Origin of the sequence: Halomonas kalidii (assembly GCF_030010475.1) — a bacterium.
GTDB lineage: Bacteria > Pseudomonadota > Gammaproteobacteria > Pseudomonadales > Halomonadaceae > Halomonas > Halomonas heilongjiangensis.
Genome location: NZ_JASCQN010000036.1, coordinates 39557 through 56797 on the forward strand (window position 1 = coordinate 39557; position 17241 = coordinate 56797).

A 17241-nucleotide genomic window follows, 5' to 3' on the forward strand; every position below is an offset into this window, starting at 1 on the left:
TGCGCCGGACCATCGGCTCGCTCGGGTGCAAGACCCCTGGATTGCCCATGGGGAAAGCCCGGGAGATGCTCACCTGGACACACACTAAATGTGTTGCTTAACTCGATGAAAGTTCAGGATTTCAAACATTCGTGCGACCAAAGTATTAGCAATTTTAGCATTAAAACGAACGTTTGGCCTTGAACCGTGGCGCGCAATGGGCGAAAACGGGAGCAGCACACCAGCACCCCGGCGAGGGTGCACCACACAACCCGCTCCAGCACGAACCTGGAAAAGGACGTCGAGACCATGCACAACAAGTTCAACAAGCTTTCCATCGCCGTGGCCATTGCCTCCTCCGCTCTGGTCGCCTCTCAAGCCTTCGCTTCCGGCTTCCAGGTCCGGGAACAGAGTGCCAAGAGCCTGGCCAACGCCCTGTCCAACGCCGCTGCCGGCGCCGAGGATGCCAGCTTCATGGCCTACAATCCGGCGGCCATCGGCAACATCGACGGCAGCCAGGTGGTCGGCGGCGTGGCCTATATCGATGCCAGTTTCGAGCTGCGTGATGCCAGTGCCAGCAGTGCGAATGGGCTCGTCGACTATGACCGCGGCGGTTCACGTCAGGGGGGCGAGACGGCCTGGGTGCCGAGCTTCGCCGCCAAGACCCGGCTCAATGATCGCTTCGACCTGGGGATGGCCATCTACGCCCCCTACGGTCTGTCGACGAAATATGATGAAGAGTGGATCGGCCGGTATCACGCTATCGAGACCGAGTTGACCACCGTCGACTTCCAGCCGACCCTGAACTACCGGGCCAGCGAACGACTGAACCTGGCCGTTGGCCTGCGTGCCCAGTACGCCGATGCGACCCTCTCGAATGCCATCGACTTCGGGTCGGCGGCAGCCCTGATGGGCAACCCGTTCGCCACTCCCGGCCAGAACGACATCATCGGCGAGGTGACCGGCGATGACTGGGGCTATGGCTATATTCTCGGGGCACTGTTCCAGGCCACCGACAAGACCCGCCTGGGTATCGGTTACCGCTCCGAGATAGACCTGACGCTCGAGGGCGACCTGAACGTGAAGGGCACCGATCCCGTGTCGGATGGCGCCGTTGCGGGGGGGGCGGTGGCGGGAACGGGGGGCACGGCGGACTTGACCACCCCGGCGAACCTGAACCTGGGGGTCTATCATCAGCTCACCGACCGGCTGGCGCTGATGGCCAATGCCGAGTGGACCGAATGGAGCAGCTTCGACGAGCTGGTGGTGGAGTTCGAGGACGGCAGGGATTCCAGCCGCACCGAGGAGAACTGGAACAACACCTGGGCGGTTTCCGTGGGCGCCAACTACGCGCTCAACGAGCAGTGGCTGCTGCGCGCCGGCCTGGGCTACGACGAGACGCCGATCCCCGGCAGTGAATTCCGCACGCCGCGGGTGCCTGACGCCGACCGTACCTGGGCCACGCTGGGCGCCACCTGGATGCCGAACCCCAACCTCGGTATCACCGCCGGTTACATGCGCGTCTTCGGTGACGATGTCGACATGAACCAGGACGGGGCCAAGGAGGAGAACGCGACACGCGGCAACCTCGCGGGAACCTACGAGGTCTCGGCGAATGTCTTCGCGCTCTCGGTGGACTACCGCTTCTGACGCGCCCGCTGACCCGCCTTGTCATTGCGGTGCACGAGACCCGGCTCCGGCCGGGTCTCGTGCATCTGTCGGCACGAGGCGGCACGCCCCGGGATGGGTGCGGGACGTCGGCTCTTTGGCTACAATGGACATCTTTTCCGCGCCGCCGGGGCGCCCGATTGCCAGCGCCCCGGCGGCCGATTTTCCACTGCAGACTCAGGCGAGCCCCATGCTGGAAACCAACCCCATCCACAACCTCATCAAGGACCTGTCCGAGCGGACAGACGTCCTGAGGGGGTATCTTTGACTATGCCGAACGCAAGGATCGGCTAGAGGAAGTCTCCCGCGAGCTGGAGAACCCGGACGTCTGGAACGATCCGGACTACGCCCAGAAGCTCGGCAAGGAGAGGGCGTCGCTGGAACTGGTGGTCCAGACCATCGACGAGCTCGACCGGGGCCTGGCCGACGGCCGCGACCTGCTCGAGCTGGCCGAGATGGAGGAGGACGCGGACACCGTGGCCGAGGTCCAGAAGGAGCTCGATGGCCTCAAGGAGAGCCTCGAGAAGCTCGAGTTCCGGCGCATGTTCTCCGGCGAGATGGACGAGAACAACGCCTACCTGGACATCCAGGCCGGCTCCGGCGGCACCGAGGCCCAGGACTGGGCCAACATGCTGCTGCGCATGTACCTGCGCTGGGCCGAGCATCACGGCTTCAAGGCCGAGATCATCGAGGCCTCCGCCGGCGAGGTGGCGGGCATCAAGTCGGCCACCGTGCACGTTCAGGGCGACTACGCCTTCGGCTGGCTGCGCACCGAGACCGGCGTGCACCGCCTGGTGCGCAAGAGCCCCTTCGATTCCGGCGGTCGTCGTCACACGTCGTTTGCCTCGGTGTTCCTCTCGCCGGAGATCGACGACAGCTTCGAGGTCGAGATCAATCCGGCGGATCTGCGCACCGATACCTACCGCTCCAGCGGCGCCGGTGGCCAGCACGTCAACACCACCGACTCGGCGGTGCGGATCACCCACGAACCGACCGGCATCGTGGTGGCCTGCCAGAGCCAGCGCAGCCAGCACGCCAACCGCGACTTCGCCATGAAGCAGCTCAAGGCGAAGCTGTGGGAACACGAGATGCAGAAGCGCAATGCCGCCAAGCAGGAGGCCGAGGACTCCAAGGCCGATATCGGCTGGGGCAGCCAGATCCGCTCCTACGTGCTCGATGACCAGCGCATCAAGGACCTGCGCACCGGTGTGCAGACCAGCAACTGCGACAAGGTGCTCGACGGCGATCTGGACCAGTTCATCGAAGCCAGCCTCAAGCAAGGCTTGTAACTCTCTTGACAGGTAGCGACATGGCCGACCACGACGCCTCATCGAATCACCCGCAACACGACGAGAACCATCTGATCGCCGAGCGACGCGCCAAGCTGGCGGCACGCCGCGAGCACGCCGCCAGGACCGGTGCCAGCGCCTTTCCCAATGACTTCCGGCGTGACAGCCTGGCGGCGGAGCTGGTCGCCGAGCTGGGCGAACATGACAAGGAGGCGCTGGAAGGCCTCGACCGCCAGGCGGCGGTGGCGGGGCGCATCATGCGCAAGCGCGGCCCCTTCATCGTCATCCAGGATGTCTCCGGCCAGATCCAGCTCTATATCGACAAGAAGGGGCTGCCGGAGGTCGTGCTGGAGGACATCAAGGGCTGGGACATCGGCGATATCGTCGCCGCTCGTGGCCCGGTGCACAAATCCGGCAAGGGCGACCTCTACGTGATGATGGCCGAGGCCGCACTGCTCACCAAGAGCCTGCGGCCCCTGCCCGACAAGTTCCACGGCCTGACCGACCTCGAGGCGCGCTACCGGCAGCGCTACGTCGACCTGATCATGAACCCGGAGTCGCGCCAGGCCTTCGAGATTCGCGCCGGCGTGATCGCCTCGATCCGCCGCTTCTTCGAGGCGCGCGGCTTCATGGAGGTCGAGACCCCGATGCTGCAGCAGATCCCCGGCGGTGCCGCGGCGCGGCCGTTCATCACCCACCACAATGCGCTGGACATGGACATGTACCTGCGCATCGCCCCGGAGCTCTATCTCAAGCGCCTGGTGGTGGGGGGCTTCGAGCGGGTCTTCGAGATCAACCGCAACTTCCGCAACGAAGGGCTTTCGACCCGCCACAACCCCGAATTCACCATGCTCGAGTTCTACTGGGCCTACGCGGACTATCGTGACCTGCTCGATATCACCGAGGAGATGATCCGCAACGTCGCCAAGGAGGTCCTGGGCACCACCACGCTGGTCTACCAGGGCACCACCTATGAGCTGGGCAAGCCGTTCCGTCGGCTGACCATGCGCCAGGCGATCCTCGAGCATGGCGAGGGCATCGACGACGCCGATCTCGATAGCCGCGAGGGGGCGGTGGCGGTGGCCGAGCGCCTGAACATCCAGGTCAAGGAGAGCTGGGGGTTGGGCAAGCTGCATACCGAGATCTTCGAGGAAGTCGCCGAGCACCAGCTCGATCAGCCGACCTTCATCGTCGAGTACCCGGCCGAGGTCAGCCCGTTGGCACGGCGCAAGGACAGCGACCCCTTCGTCACCGAGCGCTTCGAGTTCTTCGTCGGTGGCCGCGAGATCGCCAACGGCTTCTCGGAGCTCAACGATGCCGAAGACCAGGCCGAACGCTTCCGCGCCCAGGCGGCGGAGAAGGAGGCCGGCGACCTCGAGGCGATGTATTACGATGCCGACTATGTGCGTGCCCTGGAGTACGGCCTGCCGCCTACCGCCGGCGAGGGCATCGGCATCGACCGGCTGGTGATGCTGTTCACCGACAGTGCCTCGATCCGCGATGTGCTGCTCTTTCCGGCCATGCGGCCCGAGGCGGTGGAATAGTTGGTAAGGGGCGCCCCGAGCGCCCATAATGGTCAGCGTTTCGACGTCGAGGAGACCACGATGAAACTGCTCAACCGCTCTGCCCTGAGCGTCAGGCCGACCCGGCATTTCGTGGAATGGATCAATGCGCTGGAACCCACGATGGGGGACGACGACCTGACCCTGGCCGACGTCGAACGCGAAAGCACCGTCTACCTGATTCCCGAGATGGACACGCCCGAGGCCCTCGAGGTCTTCGTGCGCGAGCGCTACCTCGAGATCCTCGAGACCGAACTGCGGGCCTGGGAGGAGGACGAGCGCCAGTGGCCCGAAGCCCTCGACTGGGCGCTGTTCCAGCGCTTCCTGCAGGTCGAGCATAGCTATCTCGCCATCGACCTGGACGACGAGGCGGCCCTCGAGATCTCCGAGGTCGACGATAGCCTGCTCCTGGAGACCGACCAGGATTGAGTGTCCCGCTACCCGGCGATGACTTCGAGAAACCGGCTACGGCCGGTTTCCTCGTTCCGGATTCCTGACATGAGTCGACTCTTCGCGACACGTCCCGGCGACGACGGCCTGCCGGGCCCCGAGCGACGGCTGGCGGTGCTGGCATTGATTCTCGGCACCCTGGCGGCGGTGGTGGACACCACCATGATCAACCTGGCGCTCCCCACGATCGCCCGGGACCTGGAGGTCTCCGCGGCGCGTGCCGTCTGGGTGACCAACCTCTTCCAGATCGTCTGTGCCGCCTTCCTGCTGGTCTTCGCCGCCGTCAGCGAACTGGTCAGCCGGCGCCGGCTCTATGTCGCCGGGCTCGCGCTGTTCGTGCTCGCCTCGCTGGGGGCCGCCGTGTCTCGGAGCCTGGAGGTCCTGCTGGTCTTTCGCGGCCTGCAGGGGCTGGGAGCGGCGGCGACGCTCTCCATCGGGCCCTCGCTCTATCGCTCGATCTTTCCCACCCGGTTGCTGGGCAGCGCCCTGGGGCTGAGTGCCCTGGTGGTCGCCGGCGGCTATGCCGCCGGCCCGACCATCGGCGGCCTCGTGCTCTCCGTGGCGAACTGGCCCTGGTTGTTCGCCCTGCACGTGCCGCTGGGGCTCTGTGCCCTGGTGCTGGCCTGGCGGGCGCTGCCGCGGGAACCGCGTCGTGCGGGCGGTTTCGACGGCCGCGGAGCGCTGCTGTCGGTGGCCATGCTCGGCACCTTCTTCCTCGCCATGGACGGGGTCGGCCATGGGACGCCCGTCTGGCAGGTCTTCGCCTGGCTCGCGACGAGCCTGGTGGCCGGTGTGCTCTTCCTGCGTCGGCAGCGCCGCGCCAGCCATCCGCTGCTGCCGCCGTCGCTGTTCCGCGAGCCGCGCTTCTCGATGGCGGTCTCGGCCTCGGGGCTGGCCTTCATCGGTCAGGGGCTCGCCTTCGTGGCGCTCTCCTTCCTCTATCAGCAGGAGAAGGGATTCTCGCCCCTGGAGACCGCCTGGCTGTTCACCCCCTGGCCACTGGCGATCATGCTGGTGGGGCCGCTGGCCGGCCGGCTCGCCGACCGGGTCAATCCGAGCCTGCTCGCCAGTGCCGGGCTGGTCCTGCTGCTGCTCGGGTTGGTCTCGCTGGCGCTGCTCGATGCCGGGGCGGGGGTGGTCGACGGCCTGTGGCGGACGGGCTTGTGCGGGCTCGGCTTCGGCCTGTTCCAGCCCCCCAACAACCGCGAGATGATGTCCAGTGTGCCCCGCGAGCTGAGCGCCAGCGCCTCGGGGGTGCTGAGCACCACCCGTACCGTGGGGCAGTCGCTGGGGGTGGCACTGGTCGGGGCCTTCCTCGCCGCCGGCGCCCCGGTGCAAGCCACGCTGTGGGTGGGCGGCGGCGCCTGCCTGCTGTCGCTCGTCGCCAGCCTCGCGCGAGTGTCGTCGGCGCGCCAGGCCCAGGCCGAGCGCCGCGGATCCGCTGCCGGGGCGGCGTCGTCGCGGCCCGACTGAGAGAGTACAATGGCCTCATCATTCGTCATCGAGGAGCCACAATGCACACCCAGGCCATCATCGAAGAGAAGCTGCAGGCCCTCGACCCCACCTTCCTCACGGTGGAGAACGAGAGCCATATGCACAGCGTGCCGGCCGATTCCGAGACCCATTTCAAGGTCACCCTGGTGTCCGGGCGTTTCCAGGGGCTGATGCCGGTCAAGCGCCACCAGCAGGTCTATGCCCTGCTGGCCGACGAGCTCGCGGGGCCGGTCCACGCCCTGGCCCTGCACCTCTTCACGCCCGACGAGTGGCAGGCCCGCGGCGAGGAGCGGCCGGCGTCGCCGAACTGCCGGGGCGGCAGCGGGTCGTGACGCCCGAGCCGCAGCGCCGGCAGTATCTCGAGGCCATGGGACTGACGTCCTGGGAGGCCCGCTACCGGCTGCCCAATGCCCGGCCCACCCCGGCCTGCGACTGGCAGCGGCCCGAGCCGGTGGCCGTCGAGGCCCCGGGCGAGCGCCTGCATGCCCTGCTCGACGAGGCGGCCCGGGAGGCGCCGGCTCGCCCGTCACCCGAGCCGACGGCGCGCGAGCGCGGTCAGCGCCCGGCAGGGCCCGGCAAGGCCCGGGCGCTGCTGGGCGGCGGCGCCCCTCCGGATGCGGCGGAGGCGCCGGCCGGCGTGGAGGCGCCCGAGCGCCCGGCGGAGCCGGCCGAGGCGCTGCGCTTCACCCTGCAGGTGGCCTGTCTCGACGGCCGCTGGTTGCTGCTGCTGCCCCGGGAGCGCAAGCCCGATACCACCGGGCAACGGCTGCTGGCCAACCTGCTGCAGGCCGCCGGGGTGCTGCCCGAGCGGCCGCTCGATTTCGAGACCTTTCAATGGCCCCAGATGGAGGGGCTGCCGGTGGACGCGCCCCTGGAGGAGGCGCGCCAGGGGCTGCAGGCCTTCCTCGAGGGGCGCCGTCGCCGTGGCTGGGCACCCGAGCGTCTGTTGCTCTTCGGTCACGATGCTACCCTGGCCACGGTGCTGACTGTCGAAGGCGAGCACTGCGCCCTGCTTGACCTGCCCGCCTGGCAGGGGCCCAGCCTGGACGAACTGGCCGGCAGCGCCGAGGCCAAGCGGGCGTTGTGGCCGTGTCTCGCCGGCTGGCGCGAGGCCTGGCGCGACTCCAGCGAGGACGACGATGCTGCGCCGGCTGGCGGCTGATGACCTGGCGGCCCTGGCGGCGCTGGAGCAGCAGGCACAACCGCGGTCCTGGTCGCGGGACATGCTGGCCGGGGTGCTGGTGGGCGCCGATACGCGGGTGCTCGGCATCGAGTCGCAGGGCCGGCTGGTGGGGCATGCGATCGTGGCGAGGTTGCCCTTCGAGGCCGAACTTCAGGCACTGCTGGTGGCGCCCGGCCATCGTCGCCGGGGCCTGGCGGGCGAGCTGCTCGGGGCGGTGATCGAGCAGGCCCGAAGCTGGGAGTGCGAGCGACTGCTGCTGGAGGTCAGGGCGGGAAATGAGGGGGCCATCGCCCTCTATCGACGGGCCGGCTTCATCGAGGACGGCCGCCGTCGCGGCTACTACTCTCCCCGGGTGCTCGGGGAGGGGCGGGAGGACGCGCTGCTGATGTCGCTCCCGCTCGATCGGTGCTGAGCCGAGGCGTTCAGTTGCCCGTGCCGGTCTCGACGTCGTCGAACTTGCCCAGCAGGTCGCCGAGCCGGCGCTCCCACTCCTCGCGCTCCTGCTTCAGGCGGGAATTCTCCTCGCGCAATTCCTCGGCTTCCATCTTGAGCAACTCCAGGGCCTCGACGGCGCTGGCAACCTTCTGCTCGAGCCGGTTGAAGAGTTCGATGCTCATCCTGTTCTCCTGACAATGTCCTTGCGGGTTCGGGCGGTCGCCCGAGCATGTGCCGGTCTGGCTGGGCCCGGGGTGGAATTCGATCAGCGCGCAGCGTAACGCCGTGGCCGGGCCTCAGCAAGCGTCGCCATCCGGCGACCCGGTGCCGCTCTGGCCCTGGCGGCGATAGAGGCGTCCGGTGCTGTCGCCGGCGCGCACCTCCCGGTGCAGTTGCCAGTGCTCCGGCACGCGAGGGACCAGCTCCGACTCGGCCTCCAGGTAGATGAAGGCGTCCTCGGTCAGCCAGCCGCGCTCCAGCGCCGCACAGCAGGGCGTGGCCAGCTCCTGGCGGAAGGGCGGGTCGAGGAAGACCAGCGAGCAGGGCGTGGGCTCCCCCGCGAGGAAGGCCAGGGCGTCGGCGGTGACCACCCGGGCGCGTTCGCCGGCGCCGAGGGTGGCCAGGTTGTCGGCGAGGGCGTCGGCCACGCCGCCGTCACGCTCCACGAAGCAGGCCCGGCGAGCACCACGGGACAGTGCCTCCAGTCCCAGTGCCCCGGTGCCGGCGAAGAGATCCAGCACCCGGGCGCCCGGGGTGGCCGTGGTCAGCCAGTTGAACAGGGTCTCGCGCACCCGGTCGGGGGTGGGGCGCAGGCCGGGGCTGTCCAGTACCGGCAGCAGCCGGCGACGAAAGTCGCCGCCGATGATGCGCAGCTTGCCGTGTCCCGCCCGGCGTGGAGCGCCGCCAGTGCCGCGCTGCCGGCGGCGAGGGCGTGAGGAGCGTCGTGTCATGGCCGGCATTGTACCCGCGGCCTTATCCACAGTCATGGTGCGCGATGGTAGGATGTGGCGATTCGTTCACCCGCGAGGCTGAAGCATCTCATGTTCGGTTTTTTCAAGCGCAAGAAGCAGCAGGACAAGCCCGGGAAGCCGGAGCAGCAGGAGAACGAACTCCTGACCGAGGACGAGGCCCCGGCGAAGGCCGACGACGCGGCGTCCGAAACCGGCGCCGAAGCGGAGGAGAGCACCGCGCGGCCGGAAGCGGCCGCGCCCGACGAGGCGGCCGCCGTCACGCCGCCCGAGCCCTCGACCCCGCAGGCCCGTGTGCCGGCGCCGGACGAGGCTCCGGCTATCGAGCCCGAGCCGTCCCGCGAGACCGGGGCGGCGGCCGATGCCCCGACACCGGCGACCGAGCCCGCCGAGGAGGCGCCGCGGGCCGCGCTGCAGGAGAAGCCGAGGCAGGAAGGCCGGCAGGAGAAGGCGGGCTGGTTCGCCCGTATCCGCTCGGGGCTCGGCAAGACCCGCGCCAACCTCTCCGACGGCCTCGCCGGGCTCTTCCTCGGCAAGAAGCAGATCGACGACGAACTGATGGAGGACCTCGAGACCCAGCTGCTGATGGCGGACGTGGGCATCGAGGCCACCACCGAGATCATCGACCGCCTCACCGAGCGAGTCTCGCGCAAGGAGCTCAAGGATCCCGAGGCGCTCTTCCGCGCGCTCCAGGACGAGCTCGCCACCATGCTCGAGACGGTCACCAGGCCCCTCGAGCTGCCGTCGAAGGGCGAGGGGCCCTTCGTCATCCTGGTGGTGGGCGTCAACGGGGTCGGCAAGACCACTACCATCGGCAAGCTGACCCAGCGCTTCCTGCGCGAGGGCCGGAGCGTGATGCTGGCCGCCGGCGACACCTTCCGCGCCGCCGCCGTGGAGCAGCTCAAGGTCTGGGGCGAGCGCAACGACGTGCCCGTGATCGCCCAGCACACCGGCGCCGACAGCGCCTCGGTGATCTATGACGCCGTCGCCGCGGCCAAGGCGCGGGGCATCGACGTGCTGATTGCCGATACCGCCGGTCGCCTGCACAACAAGGCCCACCTGATGGAGGAACTGAAGAAGGTCCACCGGGTGATGGGCAAGCTCGACGCCACGGCCCCCCACGAGGTGATGCTGGTGCTCGACGCCGGCACCGGCCAGAACGCGCTGTCCCAGGCCAGCACCTTCAACGAGGCGGTACCGGTCACCGGGGTGACCTTGACCAAGCTCGACGGTACCGCCAAGGGCGGCATCATCTTCGCCCTGGCCAAGCAGCTCGGCACGCCGATCCGCTTCATCGGCGTCGGCGAGTCGCTCGATGACCTGCGGCCCTTCGTGGCGAGCGAGTTCGTCGACGCCCTGTTCGACCGGGACGCCGATCGGGACGCCGCCTCCGCATGATCGCCTTCGAGCATGTCGGCAAGCGCTACGGAGGGCGCTTCGAGGCGCTCGCCAACATCGACTTTCGCGTACGCCGAGGCGAGATGGTCTTCCTCACCGGCCACTCCGGGGCCGGCAAGAGTTCGCTGCTGCGCCTGATCATGCGGCTCGAGCGGCCGACCCGAGGGCGGGTGCTGGTCGCCGGCCACGACATCGATCGGCTGCACCACACCCAGGTGCCCTTCTACCGGCGCCAGATCGGCGTGGTCTTCCAGGACCACCAGTTGCTCTTCGACCGTTCCATCTACCACAACGTGGCCCTACCGCTGGAGATCCAGGGCGTGGAGCCTCGTGAGGGGGCGCGGCGAGTGCGCGCGGCGCTGGACAAGGTGGGGCTGCTGCATCGCGAGAAGGCCTTGCCCATCGAGCTCTCCGGCGGCGAGCAGCAGCGCGTCGGTATCGCCCGGGCGGTGGTCAACAAGCCGGCACTGCTGCTCGCCGACGAGCCCACCGGCAACCTCGATCCCCAGCTCTCGGCCGATATCATGGCGCTGTTCGAGGACTTCAACCGCATCGGCACCACGGTGATGATCGCCAGTCATGACCTGGCGCTGATCGCCCGCCTGCGCCACCGGGTGCTGCGCCTGCGCGACGGCCGCCTGGTCGCCGACGAGGAGGCCGCATGAGTCGCCAGCCGGCAGAGCCACCCCCCCGTGGTGCCCGCAGCCGTCGCACGCGCTCATCGAGCCGCCTGCGTGGCTGGGCGCGCCACCACCGCGCCATGTGCCTGGACAGCGCCCGTCGCCTGATCCGCCGCCCCGTCGGCAGCCTGTTGACCATGCTGGCCATCGCCATCGCCCTGGTGCTGCCCGCCGCGCTCTGGCTGACCCTGGACAGCGCCCGGCTGCTCGATGCCGAGCTGGAGGAGAGTGCGACCCTGACCGTCTATCTCGAGCCCCGGGTGGAGGACGCCCAGGCGGCGCGCATCGACGAGGCCCTGGCCGCCCACGAGGGCGTGACGCGCACCCGGCTGATCACCGCCGCCGAGGGCATGGCCGAGTTCCAGCAGGCGCTGGGGCTCGCCGATGCCCTGGGCCGGCTCGAGGAGAACCCCCTGCCGGCCAGTGTGGTGGTGACCCCCGCCGATCCGACCCCCGAGGCGGTGCGGGTACTGGCCGAACGGCTGGGGACGATTGCCGGTGTCGAGGAGGTGCGTCTCGACCTGGCCTGGATCGAGCGGCTGCGTCACCTGGCCGAGCTGGGACGGCGCGTGGCCCTGGCGCTGGCGGTGCTGTTCGGCCTGGGGGTGCTGCTGGTGGTGGGCAATACCATCCGCCTCTCGGTGGAGAGCCGCCGCCAGGAGATCGAGGTGGTGACCCTGATCGGTGCCACCCATGCCTTCGTGCGTCGGCCCTTCATCTACAGCGGCGCCTGGTACGGCCTGGGTGGCGGGCTGTTCGCCTGGGGGTTGCTGACGCTCGGCAGCGGCTGGCTCGCCGCTCCGCTCTCGGCGCTGGCGGCCAGCTACGGCGCGAGCTTCAGCCTGCCCCGGCTGGGGGGCTCCGGCTCGGCAATTCTGCTCCTCTGTAGTACACTATTGGGCTGGTTGGGTGCCTGGATCGCGGTGAGCCGACATCTCGCGGAGGTGCGGCCGCGATAAAGAGCGGAGGCTCGGCCGCGAAGAGCGGAGGCTCGGCCGCGAAGAGCGGAGGCTCGGTGCGGGAGCGCGGGGTACGTCCTCAACGAGGCGCCGTCCCTCGTTCAGGAGAGGCGATACGGTTGCCGAGCCAGTCACCCAGTCGTATATTCGCTGGAGATCAGTCGAATCGGCGGAACATATTCCGGCTTCTGCCATCAAAGGCAGCGATACCAGACATCATACTTGGGCCAAGACTCTGGCTTAGAGAAGGAGACAACCTGCACATGAGCACCAGTCTTCTGCCGGTGGGCCACCTATCCCCGGGACATGACCTCAACGGCTATATCCAGGCGGTCAACGGCATTCCGATGCTGACCGCCGACGAGGAGCGCGAACTGGCCTTCCGCCTGCACGACGAGGGCGACCTCGAGGCGGCGCGTCGCCTGGTGCTGTCGCACCTGCGCTTCGTGGTGCATATCGCCCGCAGCTATTCCGGCTACGGCCTGCCCCAGGCGGACCTGATCCAGGAGGGCAACGTCGGCCTGATGAAGGCGGTCAAGCGCTTCGACCCCAACCAGGGCGTACGGCTGGTCTCCTTCGCCGTGCACTGGATCAAGGCCGAGATCCACGAGTTCGTGCTGCGCAACTGGCGTATCGTCAAGATCGCCACCACCAAGGCCCAGCGCAAGCTGTTCTTCAACCTGCGCAGCGCCAAGAAGCGCCTGGCCTGGCTCAACAACGACGAGGTCGATGCCATCGCCCGCGATCTCGACGTCAAGCCCGAGGTGGTGCGCGAGATGGAGGGCCGCCTGTCGGCCCACGATGCCGGCTTCGATGCCTCGCCCGGTGACGACGATGAGTCCGCCTGGCAGGCCCCCGTGCACTTCCTGGACGATGCCGCCGCCGATCCCGCCACCCAGCTCGAGGACAGCGACTGGGAGGGCGATGCCACCCGTCGCCTGCGACTCGCCCTGGAGGAGCTCGACGAGCGCTCCCGGGACATCCTGCAGCGTCGCTGGCTCTCCGAGCACAAGGCCACGCTGCACGACCTGGCCGATGTCTACGGCGTCTCCGCCGAGCGCATCCGCCAGCTCGAGAAGAACGCCATGAAGAAGATTCGCCTGCAGATCGGCGATACCCTCGCGGCCTGATCGATGACCTGAGCGATAACCGCGCGGCCGAAGCGCACGGCCCGCCTCCCCTCTGGGTGAGGCGGGCCGTTTTCGTTTAGATTGAGAGGGCAAGGGGAACGGAGAAAAGCGCGGCCTGGTACCGGGGCCGGGCTCGGCAGGGCCCGCGGTCGGACGGCGCGGGTGACGGGTGAGGGGACATGGCATGGAAGGCATGCTGCTGCTGTTGTTGATGGTGCTGGCGGTGCCGGTGCTGTTGGGGGTGGCACTGATCAGGATCGGCCGGCTGCAGCGCCGCGTCGAGGCACTGGAGGCGGCCCTGACGCCTGGGGTGGGGCGTGAAGGCGCCGGGCGCGAGGGGGCCGCGGCCGCCCCCCCTGTCGTCCGCCCTCCCCGTGGGGCCCGGGAGGCGGCCCCGCCCCATGCCGAGCCGCGCGACGCCGGTGCCCCGTCGACGGCCCTGATCGACCGGCTCGGCCCGCTGCTTTCCCGCGGCCAGGCGGCCGCGCGTCTCTGGCTCAGCGAGGGTAACGTGCCGGTCAAGGTCGGTATGCTGGTGCTCTTCGCCGGCATCGCCGCCCTGATCAAGTACGCCACCGACCAGGGCTGGCTGGCGTTCTCCATCGAGCTGCGCCTGGCCGGCATCGCCGCGGTCGCCGTCCTGGGCCTGGCCTTCGGCTGGCGCCAACGCGGTCGCCGCCGCGCCTTCGCACTGAGCCTCCAGGGCGGTGCCATCGGCGTGCTGCTGATGGTGCTGTTCGCCGCGGCCCGGCTCTATCCGCTGCTGCCGGTGGAGGCGGCCTTCGTCCTGAGCGTCGCGCTGGTGGCGGGCCTGGGCGTGCTGGGCGTGAGGCAGAACGCCCTGGCCCTGGCGGTGATGGGCATCCTGGCCGGCTTCCTGGCCCCCCTCTGGCTCTCGACCGGGCAGGGGCACCACGTCGTGCTGTTCGGCTACTATGCGCTGCTCAACGTCGCCATCTTCACCATGGCCTGGTATCGGCCCTGGCGGATCCTCAACCTGCTCGGCTTCGTCTTCACCTTCGTGATCGCCACGGCCTGGGGCGTGTTGGCCTATCACCCGGCCGACATCGCCACCGTTCAGCCGTTCCTGGTGCTGTTCTTCGTCCTCTATCTGCTGATTCCCGTCTTTCACGCCCGTCATCGGCCGGCGACCACCGGCGGCCTCGTCGACAGCCGCCGCGTGGATGGCAGCCTGGTATTCGGCACCCCGCTGGTGGCCTTTGCCCTCCAGGCAGCCCTGCTGGAGGGCGCCCGGATGCCACTGGCCTACTGTGGCCTGGGGCTGGCGCTGGTCTATGCGCTGCTGGCCCGTCGGCTGCTGCGCCAGACCGCCCTGTATTTCCTGGGGCAGGCCCATGCCCTGCTGGCCGTGGGTTTCGCGACCCTGGCGGTGCCGCTGGCGCTCTCGGCCCGGGTGACGGCCAGCGCCTTCGCCCTGGAGGGGGCGGCCCTGATCTGGCTGGGGCTGCGCCAGCAGCGCCGGCTGCCGCAGGTCGCCGGCGTGGGGCTGCAGCTGCTGGCCGGCCTGGCCCTGCTGGGGGGGCAGGTCCTGGCCGCTGGCGATGCGCGAGCACTGGCCAATCCCGCCTTCATGGGCGCCCTGCTGATCGCCCTGGCAGGCTTCGCCAGCGCCTGGAACTACCGCCAGGCCGCACGCCCCCGCCTGGCGCTGGCCTGGTATCTCTGGGGGCTGGCCTGGTGGCTCGGCAATGGCGTGCACGAGATCGAGCGTTTCGTGGCCACGGAGCATGCGGCCGGTGTGCTGCTGGTGTTCCTGACGCTGAGCGGGGCGCTGCTCGGCGAGCTCCATCGTCGGCTGCGCGAGCCGCCCCTGGCCTGGAGCCTGGTCGGGACCCTGCTGCTGAGCCTGGTGTTGCTCGCCCTGCCCCTGCTGACCACGCCGATGCCGGCTCCCGGGCGGCCCTGGGTGCCCCCGGACGGCGTCGGACCGGCGTTCTGGGCCTGGGCGATGCATGTGGCGCTGGGCTATCGCCTGCTGTCCGGCCTGGCCGGTGACGCGGCGGTCAGGCGTCCGGCGGCCTGGGCCCAGGCCGCCTGGCTGTGGGCCTGGCCGCTGTTCTGGTCGGGGTGGCTGGCCCGGCAGGTGGCGCCACCGCTCGGACTGGCCTGGTCGCTGGGGGCGGCGCTGCTGCCCTGGCTGCTGCTGGTCGCGCTGCTGCAACACCGCCCGGGCTGGGTGCTGCGACCGCTGGCGGTCGAGGCCGAGGCCTGGCGGCGGTCGCTGCTGGCGTCCTTTCTCGCTCTGCTGGCGCTGGCCTGGCTGGTCGCGCTGGGTCAGCCCGGCGATCCGGCCCCGCTGCCCTGGTGGCCGCTGCTCAACCCCCTGGAACTCGCCCAGTGGGCGATCCTGCTGCTGCTGTGGCAGGCACGTCAGGCCCGCCGGCTTCCCGGTCGGCTGCAGGAGCGCAGTGGCGAGGTGCTGGCGGCGGCCGGCTTCGTGCTGCTGACCGTGACGGTACTGCGGGGCCTGCACCTGCGGGCCGATGTCGTCTGGTCGCCGATGATGCTCACGAGCGGCCTGGTCCAGACCGGGCTGACCCTGCTGTGGAGCCTGCTCGGTGTGGTCGGCTGGATCGTCGGTTCGCGGCGCGGGCAGCGCCAGGTGTGGCTCGCTGCCGCGGTCCTGATGGCGGTGGTGCTGGCCAAGCTGGTACTGGTCGATCGTGCCCACCTCGGCAACCTGCTGGGCATCGTCTCCTTCATCGGTTACGGGCTGCTGTGCATCGGGGTGGGGTATGTGGCGCCGGCACCACCACGCCGCGAGGTGCCGCGTGCCGAGGGTATCGGGGAGGGGCGATCATGAGATTCCTGCCGGCGCTGTTGCTCGGCTGGCCGTTGCTGGTATCGGCAAGCGACCACCAGGCGGACTGGGTGCGCGAGTGGCCGCTGTCCCTGGCGGGAGAGGCCGGTGGGGCCTATCGGCTGACGCTGGACCCGGCCATGTATCGCAGCGCCCGGGATGCCGCCCTGGGGGATCTCCAGGTCTTCGATGCCCGGGGCGTCGCCGTGCCCACGACGGTGATGCCGGACGACGCCTCGGCCGACCCGATCGTCGCGGCCCTGGCGGTGCCCTGGTTTCCCCTGCCCGCCCCCGAAACCGAGGGAGGGGCCCGCTGGGAACTGATCAGCGAGACCGATGCGCAGGGACGGCTGAGGCGGGTCGAGACCCGGGGGCTGGAGGAGAGTGCGACGCGGCGACCGGACGGGGCCGCCCTGGTGGATGTCGGCGCCGTCGACGAGCCCTTGCTGGCGCTCGAACTGGCCTGGCCGGACTCCCGGGCCCCGGTGGATACCGCCTACCGGGTCGAGGCCAGTGACGACCTCGAGCGCTGGCGGACGGTGCTGGAGCGGGGCCGGCTGCTCGACCTGACGCATCGGGGGCATCGCATCACCCGCCGGCAGCTGATGCTGGGCGGGGTCTCGGCCCCCTATCTGCGGCTGCGCCCGACCGACGGCGAGGCGCCGCTCGAACTCGACGAAGTGCGCGCGGTGCCGATGCCGGTTCGCGCCGAGCGGCCCTGGCAGTGGCTGGCCCTCGACGGCCAGCGCCGGGCGGATGGCAGCGTCGACTATCGGCTCGACGGACGCTTTCCGGTCGTGCGTGCCGATGTCGAGCCGGCAACCGGGGCCGGGGTCGGGCGCTGGATTTTGTGGAGTCGCGACGACGAGGGCGACGACTGGCGGTTGCGCAGCGGCCCCTGGGTCGGCTACCGGCTGGATGACGAGAGCGGCGAGGTGCGCTCGCCGCCCCGGGAGATCGCCGGGCCGGTGCGCGATCGCCACTGGCGGCTGACGGCCGAGGGTGAGGCGGCCGGCGCGGCGCCGACCCTGCGCCTGGGGTATCGTTCGGAGCGCGTGGTGTTCCTGGCCCAGGGCGAGGCGCCCTTCAGCCTGGCCGCCGGGAGCGTCCGGGCAAGACGCGCCGAGGCGCCGGTGGCGACGGTACTGGCCTCGCTGCGCGAGCAGCGGGGGGAGGCGTGGCGGCCGGCGATGGCCACGGCCGGGGTGGCGAGGGAGCTGGCCGG

Annotated in this window: 16 protein-coding genes; 14 read left to right on the forward strand and 2 right to left on the reverse strand. The window is 69.8% G+C overall.

The genetic code is table 11. The annotated features are described in order from the left end of the window. Positions 1-288 precede the first annotated feature (288 nt). The 8 genes from QLQ85_RS10485 (at position 289) to QLQ85_RS10520 (ending at position 8037) form a co-directional block, all read left to right on the forward strand. Entirely contained in the window at positions 289-1629 is a 1341-nt protein-coding gene (locus QLQ85_RS10485) for an OmpP1/FadL family transporter (RefSeq protein ID WP_282738938.1), read from the forward strand. 211 nt (positions 1630-1840) lie between these two features. Next, positions 1841-2936 (forward strand): peptide chain release factor 2 gene (gene prfB / locus QLQ85_RS10490; RefSeq protein ID WP_282738951.1). Its coding sequence is split into 2 segments (ribosomal slippage): positions 1841-1912 and positions 1914-2936, totalling 1095 coding nucleotides; the frame shifts between segments, so codons are not numbered across the junction. Between the two features lie 20 nt (positions 2937-2956). Then, positions 2957-4480 carry a lysine--tRNA ligase gene (lysS, locus tag QLQ85_RS10495; protein WP_282738939.1) on the forward strand — a complete coding sequence of 508 codons (1524 nt, stop codon included), beginning with the start codon at positions 2957-2959 and terminating at the stop codon, positions 4478-4480. A 60-nt stretch (positions 4481-4540) separates the two neighbouring features. Further along, entirely contained in the window at positions 4541-4927 is a 387-nt protein-coding gene (locus QLQ85_RS10500) for a hypothetical protein (protein ID WP_282719802.1), read from the forward strand. 69 nt (positions 4928-4996) lie between these two features. Next, positions 4997-6421, forward strand: a complete 1425-nt coding sequence (locus tag QLQ85_RS10505; RefSeq protein WP_282738940.1) for an MFS transporter — start codon at positions 4997-4999, stop codon at positions 6419-6421. 41 nt (positions 6422-6462) lie between these two features. Next, positions 6463-6774 carry a BolA family protein gene (locus tag QLQ85_RS10510; RefSeq protein WP_282719806.1) on the forward strand — a complete coding sequence of 104 codons (312 nt, stop codon included), beginning with the start codon at positions 6463-6465 and terminating at the stop codon, positions 6772-6774. Continuing rightward, positions 6771-7604: a hypothetical protein gene (locus tag QLQ85_RS10515; protein WP_282738941.1), complete on the forward strand. Its 834-nt coding sequence runs from the start codon at positions 6771-6773 to the stop codon at positions 7602-7604. Before QLQ85_RS10510 ends, QLQ85_RS10515 begins: the two co-directional genes overlap by 4 nt. Further along, entirely contained in the window at positions 7582-8037 is a 456-nt protein-coding gene (locus QLQ85_RS10520; RefSeq protein WP_282738942.1) for a GNAT family N-acetyltransferase, read from the forward strand. The genes QLQ85_RS10515 and QLQ85_RS10520 overlap by 23 nt, the downstream gene beginning before the upstream one ends. Before the next feature lie 10 nt (positions 8038-8047). On the opposite strand, the gene QLQ85_RS10525 is transcribed toward QLQ85_RS10520, so the two are convergent. Both QLQ85_RS10525 and rsmD read right to left on the reverse strand, forming a co-directional pair. After that, positions 8048-8242 carry a cell division protein ZapB gene (locus QLQ85_RS10525; protein ID WP_282738943.1) on the reverse strand — a complete coding sequence of 65 codons (195 nt, stop codon included), beginning with the start codon at positions 8240-8242 and terminating at the stop codon, positions 8048-8050. 114 nt (positions 8243-8356) lie between these two features. Then, on the reverse strand, positions 8357-9010 hold the full coding sequence (rsmD, locus tag QLQ85_RS10530) for a 16S rRNA (guanine(966)-N(2))-methyltransferase RsmD (protein WP_282738944.1): 654 nt from the start codon (positions 9008-9010) through the stop codon (positions 8357-8359). A 90-nt stretch (positions 9011-9100) separates the two neighbouring features. Here rsmD and ftsY point away from each other — a divergent pair, with 90 nt between their 5' ends. The 6 genes from ftsY to QLQ85_RS10560 all read left to right on the forward strand — a co-directional run. Continuing rightward, a complete protein-coding gene (ftsY, locus tag QLQ85_RS10535) occupies positions 9101-10426 on the forward strand; it encodes a signal recognition particle-docking protein FtsY (protein ID WP_240566791.1) in 1326 nt (441 codons plus the stop codon). After that, positions 10423-11091, forward strand: coding sequence for a cell division ATP-binding protein FtsE (gene ftsE, locus QLQ85_RS10540; RefSeq protein ID WP_102630021.1), 669 nt, complete (start codon positions 10423-10425; stop codon positions 11089-11091). Before ftsY ends, ftsE begins: the two co-directional genes overlap by 4 nt. Continuing rightward, entirely contained in the window at positions 11088-12065 is a 978-nt protein-coding gene (gene ftsX / locus QLQ85_RS10545) for a permease-like cell division protein FtsX (protein WP_282738945.1), read from the forward strand. The genes ftsE and ftsX overlap by 4 nt, the downstream gene beginning before the upstream one ends. Before the next feature lie 263 nt (positions 12066-12328). Next, positions 12329-13195, forward strand: a complete 867-nt coding sequence (gene rpoH / locus QLQ85_RS10550) for an RNA polymerase sigma factor RpoH (RefSeq protein WP_282738946.1) — start codon at positions 12329-12331, stop codon at positions 13193-13195. A gap of 184 nt (positions 13196-13379) precedes the next feature. Next, positions 13380-16019, forward strand: coding sequence for a DUF2339 domain-containing protein (locus tag QLQ85_RS10555; protein ID WP_282738947.1), 2640 nt, complete (start codon positions 13380-13382; stop codon positions 16017-16019). Next, on the forward strand, positions 16016-17241 hold a 1226-nt coding region (locus QLQ85_RS10560), incomplete at its 3' end, for a DUF3999 domain-containing protein (protein WP_282738948.1). The genes QLQ85_RS10555 and QLQ85_RS10560, both read left to right, overlap by 4 nt.

Excerpts from the sequence above, each read along its gene's own strand:
- lysS (WP_282738939.1), top strand. The coding sequence starts at position 2,957 with ATGGCCGACCACGACGCCTCATCGAATCACCCGCAACACGACGAGAAC.
- QLQ85_RS10525 (WP_282738943.1), bottom strand. The coding sequence starts at position 8,242 with ATGAGCATCGAACTCTTCAACCGGCTCGAGCAGAAGGTTGCCAGCGCC.
- QLQ85_RS10510 (WP_282719806.1), top strand. The coding sequence starts at position 6,463 with ATGCACACCCAGGCCATCATCGAAGAGAAGCTGCAGGCCCTCGACCCC.
- ftsX (WP_282738945.1), top strand. The coding sequence starts at position 11,088 with ATGAGTCGCCAGCCGGCAGAGCCACCCCCCCGTGGTGCCCGCAGCCGT.
- QLQ85_RS10555 (WP_282738947.1), top strand. The coding sequence starts at position 13,380 with ATGGAAGGCATGCTGCTGCTGTTGTTGATGGTGCTGGCGGTGCCGGTG.
- rpoH (WP_282738946.1), top strand. The coding sequence starts at position 12,329 with ATGAGCACCAGTCTTCTGCCGGTGGGCCACCTATCCCCGGGACATGAC.
- QLQ85_RS10500 (WP_282719802.1), top strand. The coding sequence starts at position 4,541 with ATGAAACTGCTCAACCGCTCTGCCCTGAGCGTCAGGCCGACCCGGCAT.
- QLQ85_RS10485 (WP_282738938.1), top strand. The coding sequence starts at position 289 with ATGCACAACAAGTTCAACAAGCTTTCCATCGCCGTGGCCATTGCCTCC.
- ftsE (WP_102630021.1), top strand. The coding sequence starts at position 10,423 with ATGATCGCCTTCGAGCATGTCGGCAAGCGCTACGGAGGGCGCTTCGAG.
- rsmD (WP_282738944.1), bottom strand. The coding sequence starts at position 9,010 with ATGACACGACGCTCCTCACGCCCTCGCCGCCGGCAGCGCGGCACTGGC.
- QLQ85_RS10505 (WP_282738940.1), top strand. The coding sequence starts at position 4,997 with ATGAGTCGACTCTTCGCGACACGTCCCGGCGACGACGGCCTGCCGGGC.
- ftsY (WP_240566791.1), top strand. The coding sequence starts at position 9,101 with ATGTTCGGTTTTTTCAAGCGCAAGAAGCAGCAGGACAAGCCCGGGAAG.
- QLQ85_RS10520 (WP_282738942.1), top strand. The coding sequence starts at position 7,582 with ATGCTGCGCCGGCTGGCGGCTGATGACCTGGCGGCCCTGGCGGCGCTG.